Genomic DNA, 22816 nt, shown 5'->3' on the forward strand with positions numbered 1-22816 from the left:
CCGTGCCGCCCGCTCGGGCGGGCATCACGAGGGCTGTGCCGCCGCGTGCTCTGCCAAGGGACGCGCATGGAACCAGGCGCCGCCGAGATGGGGGGCCGACGACACCACGCCGCGGGTGTTGACCAGGTAGGCGAGCTCGGTCCGGTTCTTGGCCTGAAGCTTCTTCATGATGTTGCGCACGTGAACCTTCACTGTGTTGGTGCACATGTTGAGTTCATAGGCGATCACCTTGTTCGGCTTGCCGATCTGCAGGCCGCCGAGCACGGCCGCCTCGCGCTCCGTGAGCCGGACCGCATCGGCTCCGCGCGGCTCCGGTACCTGCGGTGCCGGGATTGCGCACAGGATTTCGGAAGGTACGAAGCGCCCCCCCGCCAGCACGAGCGCGATGGCGCTCTGGGCCACCTTCAGCGAACTCGTCATCGGAATGAAGCCGCGCAAGCCCCGGCGCATCGCCTCGGTGACCTGATGATCGTCCTCGATCTCGGACAACAGAATCACGGGGACGCCCGGGCTGATGATGGCCAGGGTGTCCAACTCGCTCCGCATCTGGGCGACGCGGCGGTGGGTCGCCGCGATGACGATGACGGAGGCGCCCGGATGCGCCGGCGCCACCTGCTGCCAATGCGTGACCGTGCAGACTCCAAGGACGTTCGGCGCGTCGCCCTTCATCTGGATCTGGCAGAGCAGACTTTCCCGGAACAAAATTCGAGGATCGATGATGACGATAGTCGAAGTCTCGACCTTCTCGTGGGGAAGGACGGATTCGATCATGATACCGGACATCATCGGAACTCCCATCGCGATCCTTGAAGGATGCCTTCCGGCGGCATCCCGACGCGGACCGGTGATGAATTCCGCGACAATTTTTTCAGTTATCGCGTTAGAATTTTAATGACAAGCGATTACTTTATAATCATCGCCGGATTGATATTTGATAATGTCATAATACCACTCGGACTGGAGACGAATGAGGATACTCAGTCGATCCGCCGCGACGACGCAAGACCACGGTCCAGTGACGCTCATTCTATTGCCGGGCGGTCCTCTCAAGCACTTTCGCCGGCCTCGCCCGTTGTGCCGGAATCTCCTGTCCGTCGGGCCCCTGCCGAGAGCAAGCGCGCCCCATGACCAGTCGGATGGCGGCTAGACCGGCCGCACGTCCCGCAGCACGAGCCCGCTACGCGGGCGGGCGGGGATGTTCGCGAGGTCGAGGGTCAGGTCCTGCGGTGGGATCGTGTACGTCATCCCGTTGGCCAGTTGATCGGTCAGGGTTTCGACCAGAATCTGGGTGATGCCCTCGCCCGGGCAGCGATGGCCGGTCGCGGCCGAGCCGGCGCCGTGGGAGACGAGGTCGAAGGCGCCGGGCGGCGCGTCGCGGAAGCGCTCGGGATCGAACCGGTCCGGCTCGGGCCACAGGCGGGGATCGTGGTTGGTGCCGTAGAGGTCCATCAGCACCCAGGCTCCGGCCTGGAACGCATGGCCGCGCCAGGTGAACGGCTCCCGCACCCGGCCGCCGATGAACGGGATGAAGGGGTAGACGCGGCGGACCTCGAAGGTGAAGCGCGCCAGGGCGCCCGGATCGGCTCCGCGCAGGGCCTCGCGACAGGCAGGGTTGTCCCGGAGCGCCATGGCGGCGAACACGACGTAGCGGGCATTGGCCACGGTCGGCCGCAGCACGTTGATCAGCTCGACCCCGGCGGTCTTCACGTCGAGGAGGCGGCCCTGGAGGTCGCGATGCTCGGCGATGGTGCGGGCCGCACCCTCCGGCACCGCCCGCCGCCCGTCGCGGATCTCGGCGATGACCCGGCGCGCCCATCGCTCGGTACGGGCGCGGTAGAGATGACCGCGCCAGTTGCGGGGGCCGACCGCCCCCGTGCCGGCGATCATGGCGGCGAACTCGGTCGCCCGGTCGCGGGTCTCGCCCGAATCCAGGGGGAGGCCGACCCATTCGCTGATCGCCGCCGTCAGCACGGCATGCGCCTCGTCGAGGAGGATCACCGCGTCCTGCCGCGCCCAGCGGGCAGCGGCCGCCCGCCAATGCCCCACCGTCAGGTCGGCGAGGCGGCGCAGCGCCTCGGGGCCGACGAGCGAGAGGAACATCGCCTTGCGCCGGCGGTGGGCCTCCCCGTCCATCACCATCACGCTGCCGTGGTCCTGGATCAGCGCGAACGCGGTCGGCGGAAGGGCGTGTCGTCGGGTGAAGCGGTGATCGTCGTAGAAGTGGCGCGCGGCCTCGGCACCGGACATGCAGAGCACCGGGCTCAGCATCAGGCGGGTCGCGAACAGGTCGGTGCCGAGGGCCCGGCAGCGGTTCGGGATGAAGGCGTAGCCCTCGGCCAGCAGCGCCAGGGTGCTGTCGAAGCCGGACGCGCGCGGCAGGGGGGTGGCGTCGCGGCTCTGGTCCAGCATGGCGGGGTTCGCGGTCATCGGGGCTCCCTGGGGTCGAACCGTTCAAGCCCGTCGAACCGTTCGGGGTGGGGTCCAACGTCGACTCTCGGGGTCCAACCCGCGGGCCGCAGGGGATGTTCAGCCGCGCGCCGGGCGGCCCCCTGCGGTCACAGTCGCAGCAGGGGCAGGGCCTTGAGACTGCCAGGCGCGTGGAGATCGAGCCCGTGCTCGGCGATCTCCTCGGGGCTCAGTTCCCGCAGGGTTTCGGCCTGGGCACCCGAGCCCGCCGCCTCGGCGGCCACGAGCGCCGCGTCCTGTTCGTCGCGGGCGACGACGATCACCGGCGCCACGGTCGCTTCCCCCGCACCCGCCGGAATCACCGTCACCTGCACACCATAGGCCTTGTTCATCACGCCTTCTCCGTCCGCCAACGATCCGGCCTCCCCTGCGCGCTACGGGCCGCCGCGTCCCCCCACGGCGCCGAAGACCTGCCCCGTCGAGTAGCTCGCCTCATGGGAGGCGAGGAGGACGTAGATGCCCGCCAGCTCCGCCGGCTGGCCCGGGCGCCCCATCGGCGTATCCTTGCCGAAACCCGGCAGTTTCTCGGGCGGCTGGCCGCCACAGACCTGGAGCGGGGTCCAGAACGGTCCGGGGGCGACGGCATTCACCCGGATGCCGCTCTGCGCCAGCTGCTTGGCGAGCGCCTTGGAGAAGTTCACGATCACCGCCTTGGTGGCGGCGTAGTCGAGCAGGGTCTCGGAGGGCTCGTAGGCGTTCACCGACGCGGTGTTGATGATCGCCGCCCCGAGGCCCAGATGGGCGAGCGCCGCCTTGGTGATCCAGAACATCGCGTAGACGTTGGTCTTGAAGGTCTGGTCGAACTGCTCGGTGGTGATGTCCAGGATCGAAACCTGCGATTTCTGGTACACGGCGTTGTTGACCAGGATGTCGAGGCCGCCGAGGGACCGGGCCGCATCGGCCACGAGGCGTTGGCAGAAGGCTTCGTCGCGGATGTCGCCGGGCAGCGCCACCGCCTTGCGTCCCGCCTGGCCGATGAGCGCCACCACCTCGGCCGCATCCGACTCCTCGGCCGGCAGGTAGTTGATGGCCACATCCGCACCCTCGCGGGCATACGCGATGGCGGCGGCGCGGCCGATTCCGGAATCGCCGCCGGTGATCAGGGCCTTGCGGCCGGCGAGCCGGCCGGAGCCCTTGTAGGTCGTCTCGCCGTGGTCCGGGCGCGGCACCATCCGGCTCGCGAGGCCCGGCCAATCCTGCTGTTGCCGCTCGAAGGGCGGCCGCGGATAGCTCCGGGGCGGATTGGGGGACGTATCGGTCTGGGCCACCTGCTCCTGGGCACCGGCCGCACTCCCGAGGGCGGCCACCATGCCGGCGGAGAGGCCGCCGACGAGGGCACGCCGCGAAGGATCGGTCTTCGTCTCGGTCATGAAGACTTTCGCTGCTCGATGAACGGGGCACCGGCGGAACCGCCGTACCCGTCGGGTCAACCCGAACCAGCCGCGTTCGTTCGCGGCCGGGCGAGAGGCGGACGATCGCCCAGGCCGCTACTGGGTCTGGCTGGCGCCGCTGACCCGCCAGATGGTCTTACCGACATCGTCCGAGACCAGCAGTGCCCCGGTCTTGTCCAGGATGACGCCCACCGGACGCCCCTGCGCCTTCTCGTCGGCATTGAGGAAGCCGGTGAGCACGTCGACCGGCGTCCCGGCGGGCTTGCCGTCCCGGAAGGGCACGTAGATCACCTTGTAGCCGCTCTTCGGCCGGCGGTTCCACGAGCCGTGCTGGGCCACGAACAGACCGGTTTTCCAAGCCTCCGGCAGGCTGCTCTTCGAAGCCTCCGGCAGACCATTTTTCGATGCCTCCGGCAGGCTGCTCGCCTGCGAGAAGGCGAGGCCGAGGGAGGCCGTGTGGGTGCCGACCGCGTAGTCCGGCGCGATCGCCTTGGCGACGAGGTCGGGCTTCTGCGGCTGCACACGCTCATCCACGTGGTTGCCCCAGTAGCTGTAGGGCCAGCCGTAGAACCCGCCCTCGCGCACGGAGGTGATATAGTCCGGCACGAGGTCGCTGCCGATCTCGTCCCGCTCGTTCACGACCGTCCACAGGGTGCCGGTCGTGGGTTCGAAGCCGAGGCCGTTGGGGTTGCGCAGGCCGGTCGCGTATTCACGCATCTGTTTCGTCGCGATCGTGTATTCCCAGATCGCCGCCCGGCCCGTCTCCTTGTCGAGGCCGTTCTCACCGACATTGCTGTTCGAGCCGACGGTGACGTACAGCCGCTGGCCGTCCGGGCTGGCGATGACGTTCTTGGTCCAGTGGTGATTGATGCCGGACGGCAGGTCGACGACCGTCTCGGGAGTCGCGGTGATCTCGGTCTGGCCCGGCTGATAGGGCACCTTCACCAGGGCGTCCGCATTGGCGACGTAGAGATCGTTGCCGACCAGCGCCATGCCGAAGGGCGAGTGCAGGCCTTTCAGGAAGACGTGGCGCTCCTCGGCGACGCCGTCGCCGTTTGCGTCGCGCAGCAGGACGATGCGGTCGGGGCTCTTCACCCCCGCCCCGGCCAGGCTCTTGACCTTGTCGGCCACCCAATCGGCGATCCCGGTCGAGGGATCGTCGGTCTGGGGCTTGTTCGCTTCCGCCACCAGCACGTCGCCGTTGGGCAGCAGGGCCATCCAGCGCGGATGGTCGAACCCTTCCGCATAGGCCGCGACCTGAAGTCCGGCGGCGGCCTGCGGCTTGGCGCCGTTCTCCCAGCGTGCCACGCGGGCGATGTTCACCGTCGGCATCAGGGTCGGGTTGGGGGCGGGCAGGGTCGGGCTCGCCCCCTGCCCCGCCGAGGCTTCGAGCGTCGCCTGTTCGGGGAAGACGATGAAGCGCACGAAGGCAGCGCCGCCGAGGAGGACGACGGCCAGGGCCGCGAGGCCGATTTTCGATCGGGTCCGCATGACATTCACTTCGGTTCGCGTGGGCGAGGTGTCGCGTCGGCGAAGCCTCGCTTGAGGGAGAGGGCGCTCGCCGACAGGGCGTTCGCCGCATGCGGCCCGCCGGATCGCACCGCATAGACGTCAAGCGTGCGAGACCGGTTTTGGCTCCCTTCCGTTCGCCCTCGGCGCAACGGTACCCCAGGGGGTGAGCCGGGTCGTCAGCCCGTCATTGCGCGGGGCGCCGTCACCTCCCGGCCGTAGACCTGAATCTGGTTGCGCCCGTTCGCCTTGGCGCCATAGAGCGCCTGGTCGGCCGCCTCGACGAAGCCCGCGGGGTCGGCGGCACGCGTTTCCGGGATCTGCGCCACGCCGATGCTGACCGTGAGCACGCCGTTCGGACTCCCCGCATGGGGCACCTTCCAGCCCAGAACGGCCTCGCGGATGCGGTTCGCGACGACTTCGGCGCCCGCCGCATCGGTCTCGGGCAGAAGGACGGCGAACTCCTCACCGCCGATCCGGCAGGCCGTGTCCGCCTGGCTGCCGATGCTGGCCTCGATCGAGCGGGCGATCAGCCTCAGGGCCTCGTCGCCCCTCTGGTGGCCGTAGCGATCGTTGAAGCCCTTGAAGTTGTCGGCATCCATCACGAGCAGCGCGAGGGGCACCTGGTTACGAATGGCGCGGCGCCACTCGCGGCCGAGCACGTCGTCGAACCGTCGCCGGTTGGCCAGACCCGTCAGGGCATCGGTGGTGGCGAGCTTCTCCAGTTGGATGTTGAGTTCGTGGGCGGCCCGCTCCGCAGCCCTGCGCTGGCGCAATTCGCGACGGAGGAGGCCCGTGAGCACCACGGTGGTGGCGCACAGGCTGAGGACCACGGCGCCGAGGCCCAGGGCACGGTGCCACCAGTCCGCGTAGACCTGCGCCGGAGTCACGGCGATGCTGAGATGGAGCGGCAGGTCCCCGACCTTCGTGAAGACGAAGTCGCGGGTGCCCTCCCCCACCATCGCAGGTCCGCTGAAGCTGTCCCGGTCCGTATCGAAGAATTTCCGGTAGCTGTCCGTCGCCGAAACGCTCTGGCCGATCACGGTCTCGTCGTACGGCTCGCGCATGATGATGGCGCCGCCCGGTCCGTAGAGGGTCACGGTCCCGGCGTGATCGGCGCCGACGGCCGCGAACAGCTGGCGGAAATAATCGAGGTAGATCGAGCCGAGGACCACGCCCGCGAAGGTGCCGTCCGGGTCCGACAGGCGCCGGCTGATGATCAGCACGCGCCGTCCCGTCAGACGCGAGACCAGGGGCTGGCTGATGTGCAGGCCGTTGCCCGGATGGGTGGCGTGGTACTGGAAATATTCGCGGTCGGCGTAGTTCAGCGGCTCCGGATTGAGAGAGCGCGAGCTGATGATGAGCTTGCCGGTCCGGTCGAACACGAGGGTGTGGCCGAAATTCTCGGCGGTGGCCGCCCGGTCGAACAGGATCATCTGCCGGAGTTCGGGGTCGGCCTGTGCCAGTTCGGGCAACTTGAGGCCGTCGACGACGGAGCGGAGCGAAAGATCGTAGAGTTCGATGTTGCGGGCGATGTCGCGCCCCAGAACCTGGACCAGGCTGCGCGAGGTGACCTCCGAGCGCCGCGCCGCATCGAGGCGCATCTGCCAGAGCATGAAAGCGGACACGGCACAGAGCCCGATCACCGAAAGCAAATTGATCGTACTCAGCCATCGGGCCGAGTGGGTCCACCGAAATCGCCGCGTCAGGATAGGTCGCTTTGGCATCGTCAGGACCCTGACATCCATCGTTGATCCAGCAGGGAGCGCCTTTGACGGAAGAATGACATCCGTCGACAGGGCTCTTTCATCGCTCGACGGCGGTTAATTCTTCCTCCGCCCACCGGGGTGCCATGCGGTTACGAACTTTCGCGGGCCGTTTGCTCCACGGATCAAGCGGCCGCTCGGCCGCGTTGCCCAGTCGACGCAGACCGAGCCGGACGGAAGGACCCTTCATGGCATCTCGACAGAGCCTGCTGCTGCTCCTCGCCCTCGGGTTGGCGACGCCGGCTGCGGGTCAAGCCTCGCCAGCATCCGACCGAGCGCCGGCGGCCTCCAGCCAACCGCCAGCGGCCTCGACCAATGCGGCGCGCGGCGAGGCGGTCTGCGCGACGCAAGCCGACAAGAACGGGCTCACGGGAGCGGGCCGCGACACCTTCCTGCGGGAATGCGTGGCAGGCGAGAGGCTGGATCAGCCGAAACCGGCTGGGGCGAAGCCCTAAGCGTCCCGGCCATGGCGGGCGACGCTCAGAGCACCGCCGTCAGCTTGTCCGCCATGGACTGCACCTTGTCGCGCCGCGACGAGAACGCCATCGTGAAGAAGACCCGCTGGACGCCGAGTTCGCTGAGCCGGGCCTCGCAGGCCTCGATCAGCGCACAGATGTCACCGAGTTCGCCCTCGATATTGGTGCCGTTGGCATGCATCTCCGCCTGAAGGGGACTGGCGTCGATGACCGCCTTGATCTCCTTCACGTAGGGCGAAACCGAGGGGCCGACGCCCATCGGGACGATGCACAGATCCGCGACGACCTTCATGATGTTTCTCCCTGCGCCCGACGGCTCTGCCAGAGGTCGCACGCATCCCGGCCTGTCAATCACATCGCGGGGCCGCCTGCGCACATCGATTCCGCCCCGAATGGGTAAGCCGCGCCTGGGCCGTCGACGTGATGGCGTGCCAGCCCCCGGATCGGCCGCCACCAGGGCAGCAGGCCCGGAACCGGACGCCCAATATCGGAACGGCCGGATCGCAGCGGTCGGGATCAACCCGGTCTCAGATGTGGATCGCGCGCTTGCCCACCGCCAACGCCGCTTCCTTGACCGCCTCGGTCAGGGTCGGATGGGCGTGGCAGGTGCGGGCCACATCCTCGGCGGAGGCGCCGAACTCCATCGCCACCGCGACCTCCGCGATGAGGTTGCCCGCATCGGCGCCGACGATGTGCACGCCGAGAACCCGGTCGGTGGTGGCGTCGGCCAGGATCTTCACGAAGCCGTCCGTGGTGTGGTTGACCTTGGCGCGACCGTTGGCGGTGAAGGGGAATTTTCCGCTGTTGTAGGCGATGCCGTCCTTCTTCAGCTCCTCCTCGGTCTTCCCGACCGAGGCGACCTCCGGATAGGTGTAGACCACGTTCGGGATCACGCCGTAATTCACGTGGCCCGACTGGCCGGCCAGCAGCTCGGCCACCGCCACGCCCTCGTCCTCGGCCTTGTGCGCCAGCATCGGCCCGGCGATGACGTCGCCGATGGCGTAGATGCCCGTGACGTTGGTGGCGTAGTGGCTGTCGGTCTGGATGCGACCCTTGTTGTCGAGGCCGACCCCCACCGTCTCGAGGCCGAGGCCCTCGGTGTAGGGCACGCGGCCGATGGCGACGAGCACCACGTCGGCCTGCAGCGTCTCGGCCTCGCCGCCGGCGGCGGGCTCCACCGTGACGGTGGCGGCCCCGTCCGCGACCGCGACGCCCGTCACCTTCGAGGACAGCTTGAACTGGATGCCCTGCTTGCCGAGGATGCGCTGGAACTGCTTTCCGACCTCGCCGTCCATGCCGGGCAGGATGCGGTCGAGATACTCGACCACGGTGACCTCCGAGCCGAGGCGGCGCCAGACCGAGCCGAGTTCGAGGCCAATGACGCCGGCGCCGATGATCAGCATCTTGCCCGGCACCTTGTCCAGGGCGAGCGCCCCCGTGGAGGTGACCACGACCGTCTCGTCGATGGTGACGCCGGGGAGCTTGGTAACGTCCGAGCCCGTGGCGATGACGACGTTCTTCGTCTCGAGAAGCTGATTGCCGCCGTCCTCGGACAGCACCTCGACGCGACCGGCGCCGGCCAGACGGGCGGTGCCCCGGTAGGCATCGATGCCGTTCTTCTTGAGCAGGAACTCGACACCCTTGGTGTTGCCGTCGACGCCGTCCTGCTTGAACGTCATCATCTTGGCGAGGTCGAGTTCGGGCGTGCTAACCATGACGCCCATGTCGGCGAAGTGCTTGGAGGCCTCTTCGAAGGCCTCCGAAGCGTGCAGCAGCGCCTTCGAGGGGATGCAGCCGACATTGAGGCAGGTGCCGCCGTGGGTGGCCCGCTTCTCGACCACCGCGGTCTTGAGACCGAGCTGGGCCGCCCGGATGGCGCAGACATAGCCGCCGGGGCCGGTGCCGATGACGACGAGATCGTAGGACATGGAGTTCTGACTCGCTGGATTGGGCGGCGGGTCATGCCCCACCATCGATGGACGAAGCGCGCGGAAGCGTCCGGCCGCGCGGGGGCGCGGCCGGCGGACGGCAGCTGCCGGGCCTTAGAGGTCGAGCACGAGGCGTGCCGGATCCTCCAGCGCCTCCTTGACGCGCACGAGGAAGGTCACGGCCTCCTTCCCGTCAACGATGCGGTGATCGTAGGACAGGGCGAGGTACATCATCGGCCGCGCCTCGATTTTTCCGCCCCGCACGACAGGGCGTTCTTCGATGCGGTGCATGCCGAGGATGCCCGATTGCGGCGCGTTGAGGATCGGGGTCGACATCAGCGACCCGTAGATGCCCCCGTTGGTGATCGTGAAGGTGCCGCCCTGCATCTCGTCGATCGAGAGCTTGCCGTCGCGGGCCTTCTTGCCGAAGCCCGCAATGGTCTTCTCGATGCCGGCGATCGACAGGTCGTCGGCGTTGCGCACCACCGGGACCACGAGGCCCTTATCGGTGCCGACGGCGATGCCGATGTGATAGTAGTTCTTGTAGACGAGGTCCTGCCCGTCGATCTCGGCATTGACCGCCGGTACGTCCTTGAGGGCGCCGATCACCGCCTTGGTGAAGAAGCCCATGAAGCCGAGCTTGGTGCCGTGCTTCTTCTCGAAGATGTCCTTGTACTGGCTCCGCATCGCCATCACGGCCGACATGTCGACGTCGTTGAACGTCGTCAGCATCGCGGCGGTGTCCTGCGCGTCCTTGAGACGGCGGGCGATGGTCTGGCGCAGCTTGGTCATGCGCACGCGCTCCTCGCGCGCCGCATCGTCGGGCTTCGAGGGTGCGCGCGGAGCGGCCGGCCTGGCCTCCTTGGCGGGAGCGGCCGCCGGGAGGGCGGAGGGCCCGGCGGAGGGCCCCTTGGCGGTGGCCTCCAGCATGTCGCCCTTGGTCACGCGGCCGTCCTTGCCGGTTCCATTAAGGGTCGACGGATCGATGCCGGATTCGCGCGCCATCTTGGCGACCGCCGGGCCATGATCGCCGGATTCGCGGGCCGCCGGGGGCGCGGCGTCGCCGTGATTGCCGTAGCCGGCGGAAGATTCCTGGGCCGGCGCCTCGGCCTTCTTGCTCTCCTGAGCCGGCGCCTCGGCCTTCTTGGGGGCCGCCTTGGCGCCGCCGGTGGCCTCGACGATCGAGCCGAGGAGCGCGCCGGGCTCCACCGTCTCGCCGTCCTTGGCCAGGATCTCGCCGAGTTCGCCCGCCGCCGGCGCGTTGACCTCGAGGGTGACCTTGTCGGTCTCGAGTTCCACCAGCGGCTCGTCGGCCGCCACGGTGTCGCCCGGCTTCTTGAACCAGCGACCGATGGTGGCCTCGCTCACGGATTCGCCCAGGGTCGGGACGACGATATCGGTTGCCATGGTTCAGTGTCCGTCCGGAGAGTTGGGGCGCCTCGACGCGGCGCCTTCGGATCGAGAAACGGTGCGGGATGCGCCGGCGGTCAGACCGCCAGCGCCTCGTTGAGGAAGGCCTGGAGCTGGGCCTGGTGCTTCGAGAGCAGGCCCACCGCCGTGGAGGCGGAGGCGGGGCGACCGACGTAGCGCGCACGCTTCACCGGCGACTGGGCCTGGCCCAGCACCCATTCGAGGTAGGGTTCGACGAAGGCCCAGGAGCCCATGTTCTTGGGCTCCTCCTGGCACCACACCACCTCGGCGTTGCGGAAGCGCCCCATCTCGCCCGCGAGCGCCTTGAGGGGGAAGGGATAGAGCTGCTCGACCCGCATCAGGTAGACGTCGTTGACGCCGCGCTTCTCACGCTCGTCGTAGAGGTCGTAATAGACCTTGCCCGAGCACAGCACGACGCGCCGGACCTTGTCGTCCTTGACCAGCTTGATGCCGTCCTCGTCGCGCTCGGCATCGTCCCAGAGCACGCGGTGGAAGCTCGATCCGTCCGCCATCGCCTCGATCGGAGAGACCGCCTTCTTGTGCCGCAGCAGCGACTTCGGCGTCATCAGGATCAGCGGCTTGCGGAATTCGCGGTGCAGCTGTCGGCGCAGGATGTGGAAGTAGTTCGACGGCGTGGTGCAGTTGGCGACCTGCATGTTGTCCTCGGCGCACATCTGCAGGAAGCGCTCCAGGCGGGCGGAGGAATGCTCCGGCCCCTGGCCCTCGTAGCCGTGCGGCAGCAGCAGGGTCAGGCCCGACATGCGCAGCCACTTGCGCTCGCCCGACGAGATGAACTGGTCGATCACCACCTGGGCGCCGTTGGCGAAGTCGCCGAACTGCGCCTCCCACAGCACCAGGGCGTTGGGTTCGGCCGCGGAGTAGCCGTATTCGAAGCCGAGCACCGCCTCCTCGGAGAGCATCGAGTTGATGACCTCCAGGCTCGCCTGGCCCTCACGGATCGAGTTCAGCGAGGTGTAGCGCTGCTCGTTCTCCTGGTCGATCACCACGGCGTGGCGCTGCGAGAAGGTGCCGCGCTCGACATCCTGGCCCGACAGGCGGACGCGATGGCCCTCGATGAGCAGCGAGCCGAAGGCCAGGGCCTCGGCGGTCGCCCAATCGATGCCCTTGCCCAACTCGACCGCCTTGGCGCGATTGTCGAAGAAGCGCTGGATCGTGCGGTGCAGGTGGAAGCCGGGCGGCGGCGTGGTGATGCGCTGGGCGATCTCCCGCAGGGTCTCGGCCGGCACGCCGGTCTTGCCGCGACGGGGATCGTCCACGTCCTCGCGCACGGCCTTGAAGCCGGCCCAGCGTCCGTCGAGCCAATCGGCCTTGTTGGCCTTGTAGTTGGTGGCGACCTCAAGCTCGGCGTCCAGGATGGCGCGGAACTCGGCCTTGCGCGTGTCGAGCTGCTCCTGGCTCAGGACGCCCTCGGCCACGAGCTTCTTGCCGTAGGTCTCCAGCGCGGTCGGGTGCTTGCGGATGCGTTGGTACATCTTCGGCTGGGTGAAGGCCGGCTCGTCGCCCTCGTTGTGACCGAAGCGGCGGTAGCACAGCATGTCGATGACGACGGGCTTGCCGAACTTCTGGCGGTACTCGATCGCGATCTTGGCCGCGAAGGTGACGGCCTCCGGGTCGTCGCCGTTGCAGTGGAAGATCGGCGCCTCCACCATCTTGGCGACGTCCGACGGATAGGGCGAGGAGCGCGAGAAGCGCGGATCGGTGGTGAAGCCGATCTGATTGTTGATGATGAAGTGGATCGAGCCGCCGGTGCGATGGCCCTTCAGCCCGGACAGGCCGAGGCACTCGGCCACCACGCCCTGCCCCGCGAAGGCGGCGTCGCCGTGGATCAGAAGCGGCACCACCCGGGTGCGCTCCACCGTGGGCTTGGCCCGCTGGTCCTGCTTCGCCCGCACCTTGCCGAGCACCACCGGATCGACGATCTCGAGGTGCGACGGGTTGGCGGTGAGCGAGAGGTGGACGTTGTTGCCGTCGAAGGCGCGGTCCGACGAGGCACCGAGATGGTACTTCACGTCGCCGGAGCCCTCGACCTCGGCCGGATTGGCCGAGCCGCCCTTGAACTCGTTGAACACCGCCCGGAACGGCTTGGCCATCACGTTGGTGAGCACGTTGAGGCGGCCGCGATGGGCCATGCCCACCACGATCTCCTCGGCGCCGAGGGCGCCGCCGCGCTTGATGATCTGCTCCAAGGCCGGGATCATCGCCTCAGAGCCGTCGAGGCCGAAGCGCTTGGTGCCGGTGTACTTGAGGTCGAGGAACTTCTCGAAGCCTTCCGCCTCGATCAGCTTGTTCAGGATCGCGCGCCGTCCCTCGGGGGTGAAGGTGATCTCCTTGCCCTTGCCCTCGATGCGCTCCTGGATCCACGCCTTCTCCTCCGGGTTGGAGATGTGCATGAATTCGACGCCGAGCGTCTGGCAGTAGGTGCGCTCCAGGATCTCGACGATCTCGCGGATGGTCGAGAATTCGAGGCCGAGCACGTTGTCGAGGAAGATCGGGCGGTCCCAGTCCTTCTCCTCGAAGCCGTAATGCTGCGGGTGAAGCTCCTCGTGGTCGCCGCGCGGCGCGAGGCCGAGGGGATCGAGCTTGGCGTGCAGGTGGCCGCGCATGCGGTAGGCACGGATCAGCATGATCGCGCGCACCGAGTCCTTGGTGGCCTGCTCCACCGAGATGCCGGGAGCGGAGGCGACGACGACGCCCTTCGCGGGGGCCGAGGCGGTGTCGCTCTTGGCGCGGATCTTGTCGCCGATGGCCTTCTCGACGGTGGCCCAGTTGCCGTCCAGCGCCGAGACGATCTCGCCATTGGCGTGGATGGGCCAGTTCGGCCGCTCCCAAGAGGCGCCGGCGGCGTTCTTCTCCGCCAGGCCCTTGTCCTCGTTCAGGGAGCGGAAGAACGCCTGCCACTCGGGATCGACCGAGTTCGGATCACGGGCGTAAGCCGCCTGCAGTTCCTCGATGTAGGCGGCGTTGCCGCCGTAGAGGAACGAGGTTTCGAGCGCGTCCTGGCGTGCCATCGTTCGGGTCATCCTGCCGCTTCGCGGAGCCTGCCGTCGGGGCGAGGCCCTGCCCGATCCGTTCCGCCGGGATCGCGGTCGGGAATCGGAAGTGTGGGGAAAGACGCGGGACCCTGTCCCGCGTCGCTCGTTCCTAGATGGGGTCTCGGACCTGAACGCCGGAGCAATGCAGGCCTGCGATCCCGGAGTGTCAGCCGCGCAGGACGTCGACCAGCGTGCTGCCGAGGCGGGCCGGCGAGGGCGAGACCCGGATGCCGGCCGCTTCCATGGCGGCGATCTTGTCCTCGGCGCCGCCCTTGCCGCCCGAGATGATCGCGCCCGCATGGCCCATGCGGCGGCCCGGAGGCGCCGTGCGGCCGGCGATGAAGCCGACCATGGGCTTCTTGCGGCCGCGCTTGGCCTCGTCGGCCAGGAACTGCGCCGCCTCTTCCTCGGCCGAGCCGCCGATCTCGCCGATCATCACGATCGACTCGGTCTTGTCGTCGGCCAGGAACAGCTCGAGCATGGAGATGAATTCCGTGCCCTTCACCGGGTCGCCGCCGATGCCCACCGCCGTGGTCTGGCCGAGTCCCGCATTGGTGGTCTGGAACACGGCCTCGTAGGTCAGCGTGCCGGAGCGCGAGACGATGCCCACCGAGCCGGGCTTGAAGATGTTGGCCGGCATGATGCCGATCTTGCACTGGCCGGCGGTGACGATGCCGGGGCAGTTCGGGCCGACGAGGCGGGACTTCGAACCTTCCAGGGCGCGCTTGACCCGCACCATGTCGAGCACCGGAATGCCCTCGGTGATGCAGACGATGAGCGGGATCTCGGCCTGGATCGCCTCGCAGATCGCGTCGGCCGCGCCCGGCGGCGGCACGTAGACCACGGAAGCGTCGGCGCCCGTGGCCTCGCGCGCCTCCGCCACGGTGTCGAAGACCGGCAGGTTGAGGTGCTTCGAGCCGCCCTTACCGGGCGAGGTGCCACCGACCATCTTGGTGCCGTAGGCGATGGCCTGCTCGGAGTGGAAGGTCCCGTTCTTGCCGGTGAAGCCCTGGCAGATGACCTTGGTGTTCGCGTCGATCAGGATGGACATGGGTACTCTCAGCCCTTCTTCACGGCGGCGACGATCTTCTGCGCGGCATCGTCCAGGTCGTCGGCGGGGATCACGTTCAGGCCGGAATTCCGGATGATCTCCTTGCCCTTCTCGACGTTGGTGCCCTCCAGGCGCACCACCAGGGGCACCTGCAGGCCGACCGCCTTCACCGCCGCGATCACGCCGTTGGCGATCACGTCGCACTTCATGATCCCGCCGAAGATGTTGACCAGGATGCCCTTCACCTGCGGATCGGCGGTGATGATCTTGAAGGCCGCCGTGACCTTCTCCTCGGACGCGCCGCCGCCGACATCGAGGAAGTTCGCCGGCTCCTCGCCGTAGAGCTTGATGATGTCGAGGGTCGCCATAGCGAGGCCGGCGCCGTTGACCATGCAGCCGATGGTGCCGTCCAGCGCGATGTAGGCCAGATCGTACTTGGAGGCCTCGATCTCCTTGGCGTCCTCCTCGGTCTCGTCGCGCAGGGCCACGATGTCGGGGTGGCGGTAGAGGGCGTTCGAGTCGAAGGAGATCTTGGCATCGAGGCACTTGAGATGGCCGTCGCCGGTGAGCACCAGCGGGTTGATCTCCAGCATGCTCATGTCCTTGGCGGTGAACGCCTCGTAGAGCCGGGTGGTGAGGTCGCCCGCTTCCTTGGCCTGGGCGCCCGAGAGGCCGAGGGTCTTGGCGACGAGGCGGCCGTGATGGGGCATCACGCCGGTGGCCGGGTCGACCGAGAAGGTGACGATCTTCTCGGGCGTGTCGTGGGCGACCGTCTCGATGTCCATGCCGCCTTCCGTCGAGACGACGTACGCGACCTTGCCGGTATCGCGATCCACCAGCATCGAGAGGTAGAACTCCGCCTCGATCTGGGCGCCCTCCTCGATGTAGAGACGGTTGACCTGCTTGCCGGCCTCGCCGGTCTGGATCGTGACGAGGGTCTGGCCCAGCATTTCGCCGGCGAACTGCTTGACCTCGTCGAGGGACTTGGTGACGCGCACGCCGCCCTTCGCGCCGGCGGGAGCGCCCTTGAAGGTCCCCTTGCCGCGGCCGCCCGCGTGGATCTGGGACTTCACCACCCAGACCGGGCCGCCGAGTTCCTTGGCGGCCGCCTCGGCCTCCTCGGGCTTGAAGATCGGCACGCCGCGCGAGACGGGCAGGCCGAATTCCTTCAGCACCGCCTTGGCCTGGTACTCGTGAATGTTCATGGATTCAGACCCTCAACGTCATCCCGGGGCCGCGACGCGGAGCCCGGGATCCAGAAACACAGGTTGCGATCCAGCCTGCCGCGACGGCGGCCCTGGATTCCGGGCGCGCCGGCGGGCGCCCCGGAACGACGGCCGGCGATCAGGCCAGCGCGGGGTTCACGCTCTTGCAGGCCTCGATCAGGGTCTTCACGGCGCCGACCGACTTGTCGAACATCGCCTTCTCGTCATCGTTGAAGGCGACCTCGAGCACGCGCTCGACACCGTTGGCCCCGATCACGATCGGCACGCCGACATACATGTCGGTGATGCCGTACTCGCCGTTGAGATAGGCGGCGCAGGGGAGCACACGGCGCTTGTCGCGCAGGTAGCTCTCGGCCATGGCGATGGCCGACGCCGCGGGGGCGTAGAAGGCCGAGCCGGTCTTGAGCAGGTTGACGATCTCGCCGCCGCCCTTGCGGGTGCGCTCGACCATGGCGTCGAGCTTCTCCTGGCTGGTCCAGCCGAGCTTGACCAGGTCGGGCAGCGGCACGCCGGCCACCGTGGAGTAGCGCACCAGCGGGACCATGTCGTCGCCGTGGCCGCCGAGCACGAAGGCGGTGACGTCCTCCACCGAGACCTTGAACTCGTCGGCGAGGAAGTGGCGGAAGCGGGCGGAATCGAGCACGCCGGCCATGCCCACCACCTTGTGCGTGGGAAGACCCGAGAACTTCTGCAGGGCCCAGACCATGGCGTCGAGGGGATTCGTGATGCAGATCACGAAGGCGTCGGGCGCGTGCTGCTTGATGCCGGTGCCGACCGCTTCCATGACCTTGAGGTTGATGCCGATCAGGTCGTCGCGGCTCATGCCGGGCTTGCGCGGCACGCCGGCGGTGACGATCACCACGTCGGCGCCGGCAATCGCCGCATAATCGCTGGCACCCGTGTAGGTCGCATCGAACCCGTCGACGGGCGCGGACTCGGCGATGTCAAGGCCTTTGCCCTGGGGCACGCCGTCGGCGATGTCGAACAGGACGACGTCGCCGAGTTCCTTCAGGCCCGCCAGGTGCGCGAGGGTTCCACCGATCTGTCCGGCGCCGATGAGCGCGATCTTGCTGCGTGCCATGGGGGAAACCAACCTCCGGTCCTTGAGTCGCGGGTCGCGGCGCGCGGAGGGGTCTCGACCACCGGCGCAGTGCTGCCGCGGTGTGTGGCCGAAAAGGCCCAGGGCTTCAACCGAGGCACGAACGGCAAAGCAGGGTTCGGGCCAGGGCGGCTCTCAGGCGGGCACCGGCCACCGCCGAAAAAGCGCAGATCTCTCAGTCAGTTGGCAGAATAGGCATCGACTTGGTTCGGCGGCGAAGCTCAGGTGACAGATCAAAAACTCTGTCACGGAGGCTCAGAGCGTCCCGGTCCGCAGCACCTTCTGGATCGCCAGAATCACCGCGCCCAGACGGGCTTCGACGAGGTCGCGCGGCAGGTCGGCATCGTGCTGAATCGCCAGCGGATGGGTGAAGCGGTAGCTGGCATCGAAGATGTGCGCGATGGCCCGCTCGCGGTCCCGGGCGACGAAGGCGCCGGCCCCGATGCCCTCCTCCACCACGCGCTCCACGAGACTGCGCAGCCGGACCCGGTGGCGCCGGGCGATGGGGCGCGCGCCCACGGTGGCGTCGAGGTGGACGGCGAACAGGTTCGGCTCATGCACCAGCGTCTCGCGCTGGACGCTCGCCAGGGCGGTGAGCAGGCGCTCGATCTTGTCGTCGGCCGGGTCCGGCGCATCGGCGATGCGGGCGAGTTCCGCCTCGACGTCGCGCAGCCAGCGCCCCGCCACCGCATCGAGGAGCGCGTCCTTCGAGGGGAAGTAGCGGTAGACATTGGCGTGGGTCATGCCCGCCTCGGCGGCGACGGCCACCACGGTCACGCGCTTGGGTCCGAGGCGGCGCAGATGTTCCGTGGCGACGGCGAGCAGGCGCGCATCGACGGCCAATGGCGCGGTCGGCCGGGGCGCCGGACGCCCCAGGCGCGGCACCGTGAGGCGGACACCGATGTCCTTGGCGCCGGCCTCGTTGGCCGCACCCTCCCCCGATGAGTCGAAGTCGCGCGACCCGGAATCGCGTGACCCGGAATCTTCCGACTTGAAATCTTCCGACTTGAAATCTTCCGACTTGAAATCGTGCGACTCGGAATCCTGCGACTCGGAACTCTGGCCGTGTCCGAGGTTGATCGCGTGATCGAAGGCGAAAGGCGGGCCGGGCGGCTGCATCAATGGGACACCGGGGCTCGTGGAAGGGATCGGCAAGCAGGAGATAGGCAGGCAGGAGATAGGCAAGACAGGGGTGCGCAAGGCTCCCATTGGGTCCGTCTTGCCAGAACGGATCTCACCCACCGGAACGTCCAGATGACGGGAACCAATGACAGCACCCGCCCTTCTGTAATGCCCCCTTTAGCGAGTTAGAACCGGTTCTTCCAGGCCCTTAGTGCAGTAAAGACAACCGAGGGCTGGGTTCCGGGGGTCAGACCCACGGCCTGCGCGAGGGCCGCCTCACCGGCGCGCAGGAACGGATTGGTCGCCCGCTCCGCGCCGATCGTGCTCGGAATCAGGAAGCGTCCCTCGGCCTTCGCGCGCTCCGCCTCCGCCGCCCGTTCGGCCAGAACCGCGTTGCCGGGCTCGGCCGCCAGCGCGAAACGCGCGTTCGATAGGACGTAGTCGTGGCCGCTGTAGACCGCCGTCGCATCGGGCAGCGGCAGGAAGCGCGCCAGCGAATGCCACAGGGTGGCGGGCTCGTCCTCCATCACCCGCCCGCAGCCCAGGGTGAACAGGGTGTCGCCCGCGAACACCACGCCGGCCTCGGCAAACCAGTAGGTGACGTGGTCGGCGCAATGCCCCGGCGTTTCCCAGACCTCGGCGGCGAGATCGCCGACCCGGACCCCATCGCCCTCCGCCACGGTGACGTCGACCTCCGGGACGGCGGCGCCCGCCTTGAGGGGCGCCGTCACCCGCGCGCCGGTGCGACGTTTCACCTCCGGGATGCCCTCCACATGGTCGCCGTGCCGATGCGTCACGAGGATGTCGGTGAGGGTCCAGCCGGTCTCCGCCAGGGCGGCCAGGACCGCGTCGGCCTCCGGCACGTCGATGGCCGCGCAGGCGCCGGTGGCGGGGTCGCGGATCAGGACTCCGATGTTGTCGGAGCGGCACAGGAAGGTGTGAATCTCGGGCTTTGCGGCAGTCATGGCAGCGTCCTCGGGGATGGCGGCGTCGAGCAGGACATCGTTGCGTCGAGCAGGACATGGGACCCGCGGACGCCGGGTCCAGGTGGTTTTTCCCCGGTCCCCGCCCCCCTCGGGCCGATCCGGGCTTGTCGGGCGGGGTGCCGGCCCCCATTGATGCCCCTGCACCTGTTTTTTCGCGCCCCGCCCCGTGGCCGCTCGAAACCTGTCCCATGCGCCTCGACGTCACCGATCTGCGCGCCTTCTATGCGAGCCCCCTGGGGGGCGTGACGCACCGCATCGTCGCGCGCGCGATCCACAGCTTTCTGGGCTCGGTGTCGGGCCTGCGCGTGCTCGGGCTCGGCTACGCCACGCCGTATCTCGGCCCCGTCCACGTCATCGCCGAACGGACCCTGGCCTTCATGCCGGCGACCCAGGGGGTGGTGAACTGGCCCGGCAGCGGCCGCTCCTGCTCGGCGCTGGCCGATCCCACGATGATGCCCCTGCCGGAAGCGGCGGTGGACCGGGTGATCCTGGTGCACGCCCTCGAATCGGTCGAGAGCCCGACGGAGCTGCTGCAGGACGTCTGGCGCGTGCTGACACCGGGCGGGCGCATGATCCTGGTGGTGCCGAACCGGCGCGGCGTCTGGGCCCGGCGCGATGCGACCCCGTTCGGTCACGGCCAGCCCTACAGCCGCTCGCAGCTCGCCCGGCTGATGCGCAGCACCCAGTTCTCCCCCGAGGGCTGGGCCGAGACCCTGTACATGCCGCCGGTGGAGAACCGGTTGCTGCTGCGCACCGCGAGCGCCTGGGAGCGCATGGGCACGAGCCTGTCCCTGCCCTTCGCCGGGCTGCACGTGATCGACGCCACCAAGCAGCTCTACCGCCCGGTCGCCGTGCGGCGGGCGCGCAAGGTCGCCCGCCTCGCCCCGGCCCGCGTCCTGGTGCCCGCCCCTTCGCCGGGTTGAGCGCATGCTGAACCTGATCGCGCCGGAGGCCGCGCTCCAGAGCTTCGTGCTCGCCTTCTCGTCCCTGTTCTCCATCGTGAACCCGGTGGGTTCGTCCCTGATCTTCGCGCAGGTGACGGCGCTGAACTCCCACGCCGAGCGCCTGGAGCTGGCCCGGCGCATCGGCTTCTACGCCGCCCTCATCATGCTCTCGACCCTGTGGGCCGGCGCGCCGATCCTCAACTTCTTCGGCGTCTCGCTGGCGGCGCTGCGCATCGCCGGCGGCCTCGTGGTGGCGGCCTCGGCCTGGACGCTGCTGACGGCGCCGGAGGCGCGCGAGGCCCGCAAGCAGGCCGAGGTGACCCGGGACCCCGCCGGAAACCTCGCCGAGATCGCATTCTTTCCCCTGACGCTCCCCTTCACCACCGGGCCCGGCACCATCGCGGTGGCGATCGCGCTGGGCTCCAACCGGCCCGCGCCCGGGCCGGACCGGATCGGCTTCTACGTCGGCATGTCCCTGGCGGCGCTGGCCATCGCCGTGCTGGTGCGCTTCACCTACGGCTCGGCCGACCGGGTGGTGACCTGGATCGGCCCCGTCGGCGCGCGGGTGCTCGGACGGCTCTTCGCCTTCCTGCTGCTCTGCGTCGGCACCCAGATCACCGTGAACGGCGTCACCGACGTGCTCGGGCCGCTGCTGGTGCAGGCGGGGCGCTGAAGTCCCTCCGGGGCGCCGACCCTTGCAAATCTTTGCCGATCCTCGCCGATCCTTGCCGCTGCCCGCCGGAGGCTGTACCGCAGGCGCGAGTTCGACAGGATGACGAGGCCAGGCATGCGGCTCGTGGTGGTGGGCGCCGACGGGCGCATGGGGCGGATGCTGATCCGCGCGGTGGCGGAGACCGAGGGCTGCACGCTGTCGGGCGCCATCGAGCGCGCGGGCTCCGAGGCCCTGGGGCAGGATGCCGGCACGTTGGCGGGTCTTCAGCCCCTCGGCGTCGCGGTCACGGACGACCCGCTGCCGGTCTTCGCGGCGGCCGAGGGTGTCCTCGACTTCACCGCGCCCGCCGCCACCACCTTCTTCGCCGAGCTCGCCGCCCAGGCCCGCATCGTCCACGTGGTCGGCACCACGGGCCTGCAGGAGGCCGACCTCGCCAAGCTCGGAGCGGCCGCCCACCATGCCCGCATCGTGCGCTCGGGCAACATGTCCCTCGGGGTCAACCTCGTCGCCGGCCTCGTGCGCCGGATGGCGGCGGCCCTCGGCGAGGATTTCGATATCGAGGTCGTCGAGATGCATCACCGCATGAAGGTCGATGCGCCCTCGGGGACGGCCCTGCTGCTCGGCGAGGCGGCGGCCGAGGGGCGCGGCGTCGCCCTGGCCGACGCCCGCGTCTCCACCCGCGACGGCCATACCGGGGCGCGCCGGCCCGGCGACATCGGCTTCGCCACCCTGCGCGGCGGCACGGTGGTGGGCGACCACAGCGTGGTCTTCGCCGGCCCCGGCGAGCGCATCACCGTCAGCCATCACGCCGAGGACCGCGCGATCTTCGCGCGCGGGGCCGTGCGGGCGGCGCTCTGGGCCTTCGACAGGCCCCCTGGTCTCTACGGGATGGACGACGTCCTCGGGCTTTAATACGGAAGCCACGTCGGCACGGCGGCCCCGTCATCCGCCGTTCAGATTCGGGCGCCCATGAGCCGCCGAACGCACGTTCGCTGCATTGCACCATCGCCTCGCGAGGGTGTTGTCTCCAAAGACCAAGAGGATCGCCCCCCGATGGATCGCCTTCTCGTCCTCGCTCGCCATGGCCAGAGCGAATGGAACCTCAAGAAGCTCTTCACGGGCTGGCGTGATCCCGAGCTGACGGACCGCGGCGTCGAGGAGGCCCGCAATGCCGGGCGCTGGCTCAAGGAGCAGGGCTACGGCTTCGACGTCGCCTTCACCTCCAACCTGAAGCGGGCCCAGCGCACCTGCGCGCTGATCCTGGAGGAGATGGATCTCGGCGGCATCGAGACAATCCGCAACGAGGCCCTGAACGAGCGCGATTACGGCGACCTGTCCGGACTCAACAAGGACGATGCCCGCGAGCGCTGGGGCGACGCCCAGGTGCATCAGTGGCGCCGGTCCTACGACGTGCCCCCGCCCGGCGGCGAGAGCCTGAAGGACACCGCCGCGCGGGTCCTGCCCTACTACATCCAGGTGATCCTGCCCCGCGTGATGGCGGGCGAGCGCGTTCTGGTGGCCGCTCACGGCAATTCCCTGCGGGCCCTCGTGATGGTGCTCGACGGCATGACCACGAAGACCATCGCCAGCCTCGAGATCGCCACCGGCATCCCGCTCGTCTACCAGCTCAAGGCCGACACCACGGTGGAGAGCAAGACGGTGCTGGAGCACGACATCGACCACAAGGCCTGATCG

At 68.8% G+C, this 22816-nt stretch carries 20 protein-coding genes; 5 read left to right on the forward strand and 15 right to left on the reverse strand.

Annotation, left to right across the window (positions count from 1 at the left end; all coding sequences use genetic code 11):
* Positions 1 to 24: 24 nt before the first annotated feature.
* The 6 genes from ASF60_RS06685 to ASF60_RS06710 form a co-directional block, all read right to left on the reverse strand.
* Positions 25 to 786 carry a response regulator transcription factor gene (locus ASF60_RS06685; protein ID WP_056182350.1) on the reverse strand — a complete coding sequence of 254 codons (762 nt, stop codon included), beginning with the start codon at positions 784 to 786 and terminating at the stop codon, positions 25 to 27.
* 357 nt (positions 787 to 1143) lie between these two features.
* The gene (locus ASF60_RS06690; RefSeq protein WP_056182353.1) at positions 1144 to 2427 is read right to left on the reverse strand and encodes a cytochrome P450; all 1284 of its coding nucleotides are present in this window, start codon (positions 2425 to 2427) and stop codon (positions 1144 to 1146) included.
* Positions 2428 to 2555: 128 nt separating this feature from the next.
* Positions 2556 to 2798 carry a hypothetical protein gene (locus ASF60_RS06695; RefSeq protein ID WP_056182356.1) on the reverse strand — a complete coding sequence of 81 codons (243 nt, stop codon included), beginning with the start codon at positions 2796 to 2798 and terminating at the stop codon, positions 2556 to 2558.
* 42 nt (positions 2799 to 2840) lie between these two features.
* The gene (locus ASF60_RS06700; RefSeq protein WP_056182359.1) at positions 2841 to 3836 is read right to left on the reverse strand and encodes an SDR family oxidoreductase; all 996 of its coding nucleotides are present in this window, start codon (positions 3834 to 3836) and stop codon (positions 2841 to 2843) included.
* Positions 3837 to 3953: 117 nt separating this feature from the next.
* The gene (locus ASF60_RS06705; protein WP_056182362.1) at positions 3954 to 5348 is read right to left on the reverse strand and encodes a PQQ-dependent sugar dehydrogenase; all 1395 of its coding nucleotides are present in this window, start codon (positions 5346 to 5348) and stop codon (positions 3954 to 3956) included.
* A gap of 197 nt (positions 5349 to 5545) precedes the next feature.
* Positions 5546 to 6994, reverse strand: coding sequence for a sensor domain-containing diguanylate cyclase (locus ASF60_RS06710; protein ID WP_162241298.1), 1449 nt, complete (start codon positions 6992 to 6994; stop codon positions 5546 to 5548).
* A gap of 326 nt (positions 6995 to 7320) precedes the next feature.
* Between ASF60_RS06710 and ASF60_RS06715 the strand changes: the two genes are divergently transcribed.
* A complete protein-coding gene (locus tag ASF60_RS06715) occupies positions 7321 to 7587 on the forward strand; it encodes a hypothetical protein (RefSeq protein ID WP_056182368.1) in 267 nt (88 codons plus the stop codon).
* Between the two features lie 25 nt (positions 7588 to 7612).
* Here ASF60_RS06715 and ASF60_RS06720 read toward each other — a convergent pair whose 3' ends face one another.
* From ASF60_RS06720 to gloB, 9 genes are all read right to left on the reverse strand, one after another.
* Positions 7613 to 7900, reverse strand: coding sequence for an MTH1187 family thiamine-binding protein (locus ASF60_RS06720; RefSeq protein ID WP_056182372.1), 288 nt, complete (start codon positions 7898 to 7900; stop codon positions 7613 to 7615).
* A 235-nt stretch (positions 7901 to 8135) separates the two neighbouring features.
* Positions 8136 to 9536, reverse strand: coding sequence for a dihydrolipoyl dehydrogenase (gene lpdA / locus ASF60_RS06725; RefSeq protein WP_056182376.1), 1401 nt, complete (start codon positions 9534 to 9536; stop codon positions 8136 to 8138).
* 114 nt (positions 9537 to 9650) lie between these two features.
* On the reverse strand, positions 9651 to 10943 hold the full coding sequence (odhB, locus tag ASF60_RS06730; RefSeq protein WP_056182380.1) for a 2-oxoglutarate dehydrogenase complex dihydrolipoyllysine-residue succinyltransferase: 1293 nt from the start codon (positions 10941 to 10943) through the stop codon (positions 9651 to 9653).
* 80 nt (positions 10944 to 11023) lie between these two features.
* On the reverse strand, positions 11024 to 13996 hold the full coding sequence (locus ASF60_RS06735; RefSeq protein WP_056182382.1) for a 2-oxoglutarate dehydrogenase E1 component: 2973 nt from the start codon (positions 13994 to 13996) through the stop codon (positions 11024 to 11026).
* A 190-nt stretch (positions 13997 to 14186) separates the two neighbouring features.
* Positions 14187 to 15071: a succinate--CoA ligase subunit alpha gene (gene sucD, locus ASF60_RS06740; RefSeq protein ID WP_056182387.1), complete on the reverse strand. Its 885-nt coding sequence runs from the start codon at positions 15069 to 15071 to the stop codon at positions 14187 to 14189.
* Positions 15072 to 15079: 8 nt separating this feature from the next.
* Positions 15080 to 16276, reverse strand: a complete 1197-nt coding sequence (sucC, locus tag ASF60_RS06745) for an ADP-forming succinate--CoA ligase subunit beta (RefSeq protein ID WP_056182390.1) — start codon at positions 16274 to 16276, stop codon at positions 15080 to 15082.
* 139 nt (positions 16277 to 16415) lie between these two features.
* Complete coding sequence (gene mdh / locus ASF60_RS06750; protein WP_056182393.1) at positions 16416 to 17378, reverse strand: malate dehydrogenase; 963 nt, start codon at positions 17376 to 17378, stop codon at positions 16416 to 16418.
* A 273-nt stretch (positions 17379 to 17651) separates the two neighbouring features.
* Positions 17652 to 18281, reverse strand: a complete 630-nt coding sequence (locus tag ASF60_RS06755; RefSeq protein ID WP_338011498.1) for a TetR family transcriptional regulator — start codon at positions 18279 to 18281, stop codon at positions 17652 to 17654.
* A 422-nt stretch (positions 18282 to 18703) separates the two neighbouring features.
* The gene (gene gloB / locus ASF60_RS06760; protein WP_056182395.1) at positions 18704 to 19483 is read right to left on the reverse strand and encodes a hydroxyacylglutathione hydrolase; all 780 of its coding nucleotides are present in this window, start codon (positions 19481 to 19483) and stop codon (positions 18704 to 18706) included.
* A gap of 209 nt (positions 19484 to 19692) precedes the next feature.
* On the opposite strand from gloB, the gene ASF60_RS06765 reads away from it, so the two are divergent.
* From ASF60_RS06765 to ASF60_RS06780, 4 genes are all read left to right on the forward strand, one after another.
* On the forward strand, positions 19693 to 20427 hold the full coding sequence (locus ASF60_RS06765) for a class I SAM-dependent methyltransferase (protein WP_056182398.1): 735 nt from the start codon (positions 19693 to 19695) through the stop codon (positions 20425 to 20427).
* 4 nt (positions 20428 to 20431) lie between these two features.
* A complete protein-coding gene (locus ASF60_RS06770; RefSeq protein ID WP_056182400.1) occupies positions 20432 to 21121 on the forward strand; it encodes a MarC family protein in 690 nt (229 codons plus the stop codon).
* Positions 21122 to 21235: 114 nt separating this feature from the next.
* Positions 21236 to 22033: a 4-hydroxy-tetrahydrodipicolinate reductase gene (gene dapB, locus ASF60_RS06775; protein WP_056182403.1), complete on the forward strand. Its 798-nt coding sequence runs from the start codon at positions 21236 to 21238 to the stop codon at positions 22031 to 22033.
* Between the two features lie 141 nt (positions 22034 to 22174).
* Complete coding sequence (locus ASF60_RS06780; protein ID WP_056182406.1) at positions 22175 to 22813, forward strand: 2,3-bisphosphoglycerate-dependent phosphoglycerate mutase; 639 nt, start codon at positions 22175 to 22177, stop codon at positions 22811 to 22813.
* Positions 22814 to 22816: the final 3 nt, after the last annotated feature.

Origin of the sequence: Methylobacterium sp. Leaf113 (assembly GCF_001423325.1) — a bacterium.
GTDB lineage: Bacteria > Pseudomonadota > Alphaproteobacteria > Rhizobiales > Beijerinckiaceae > Methylobacterium.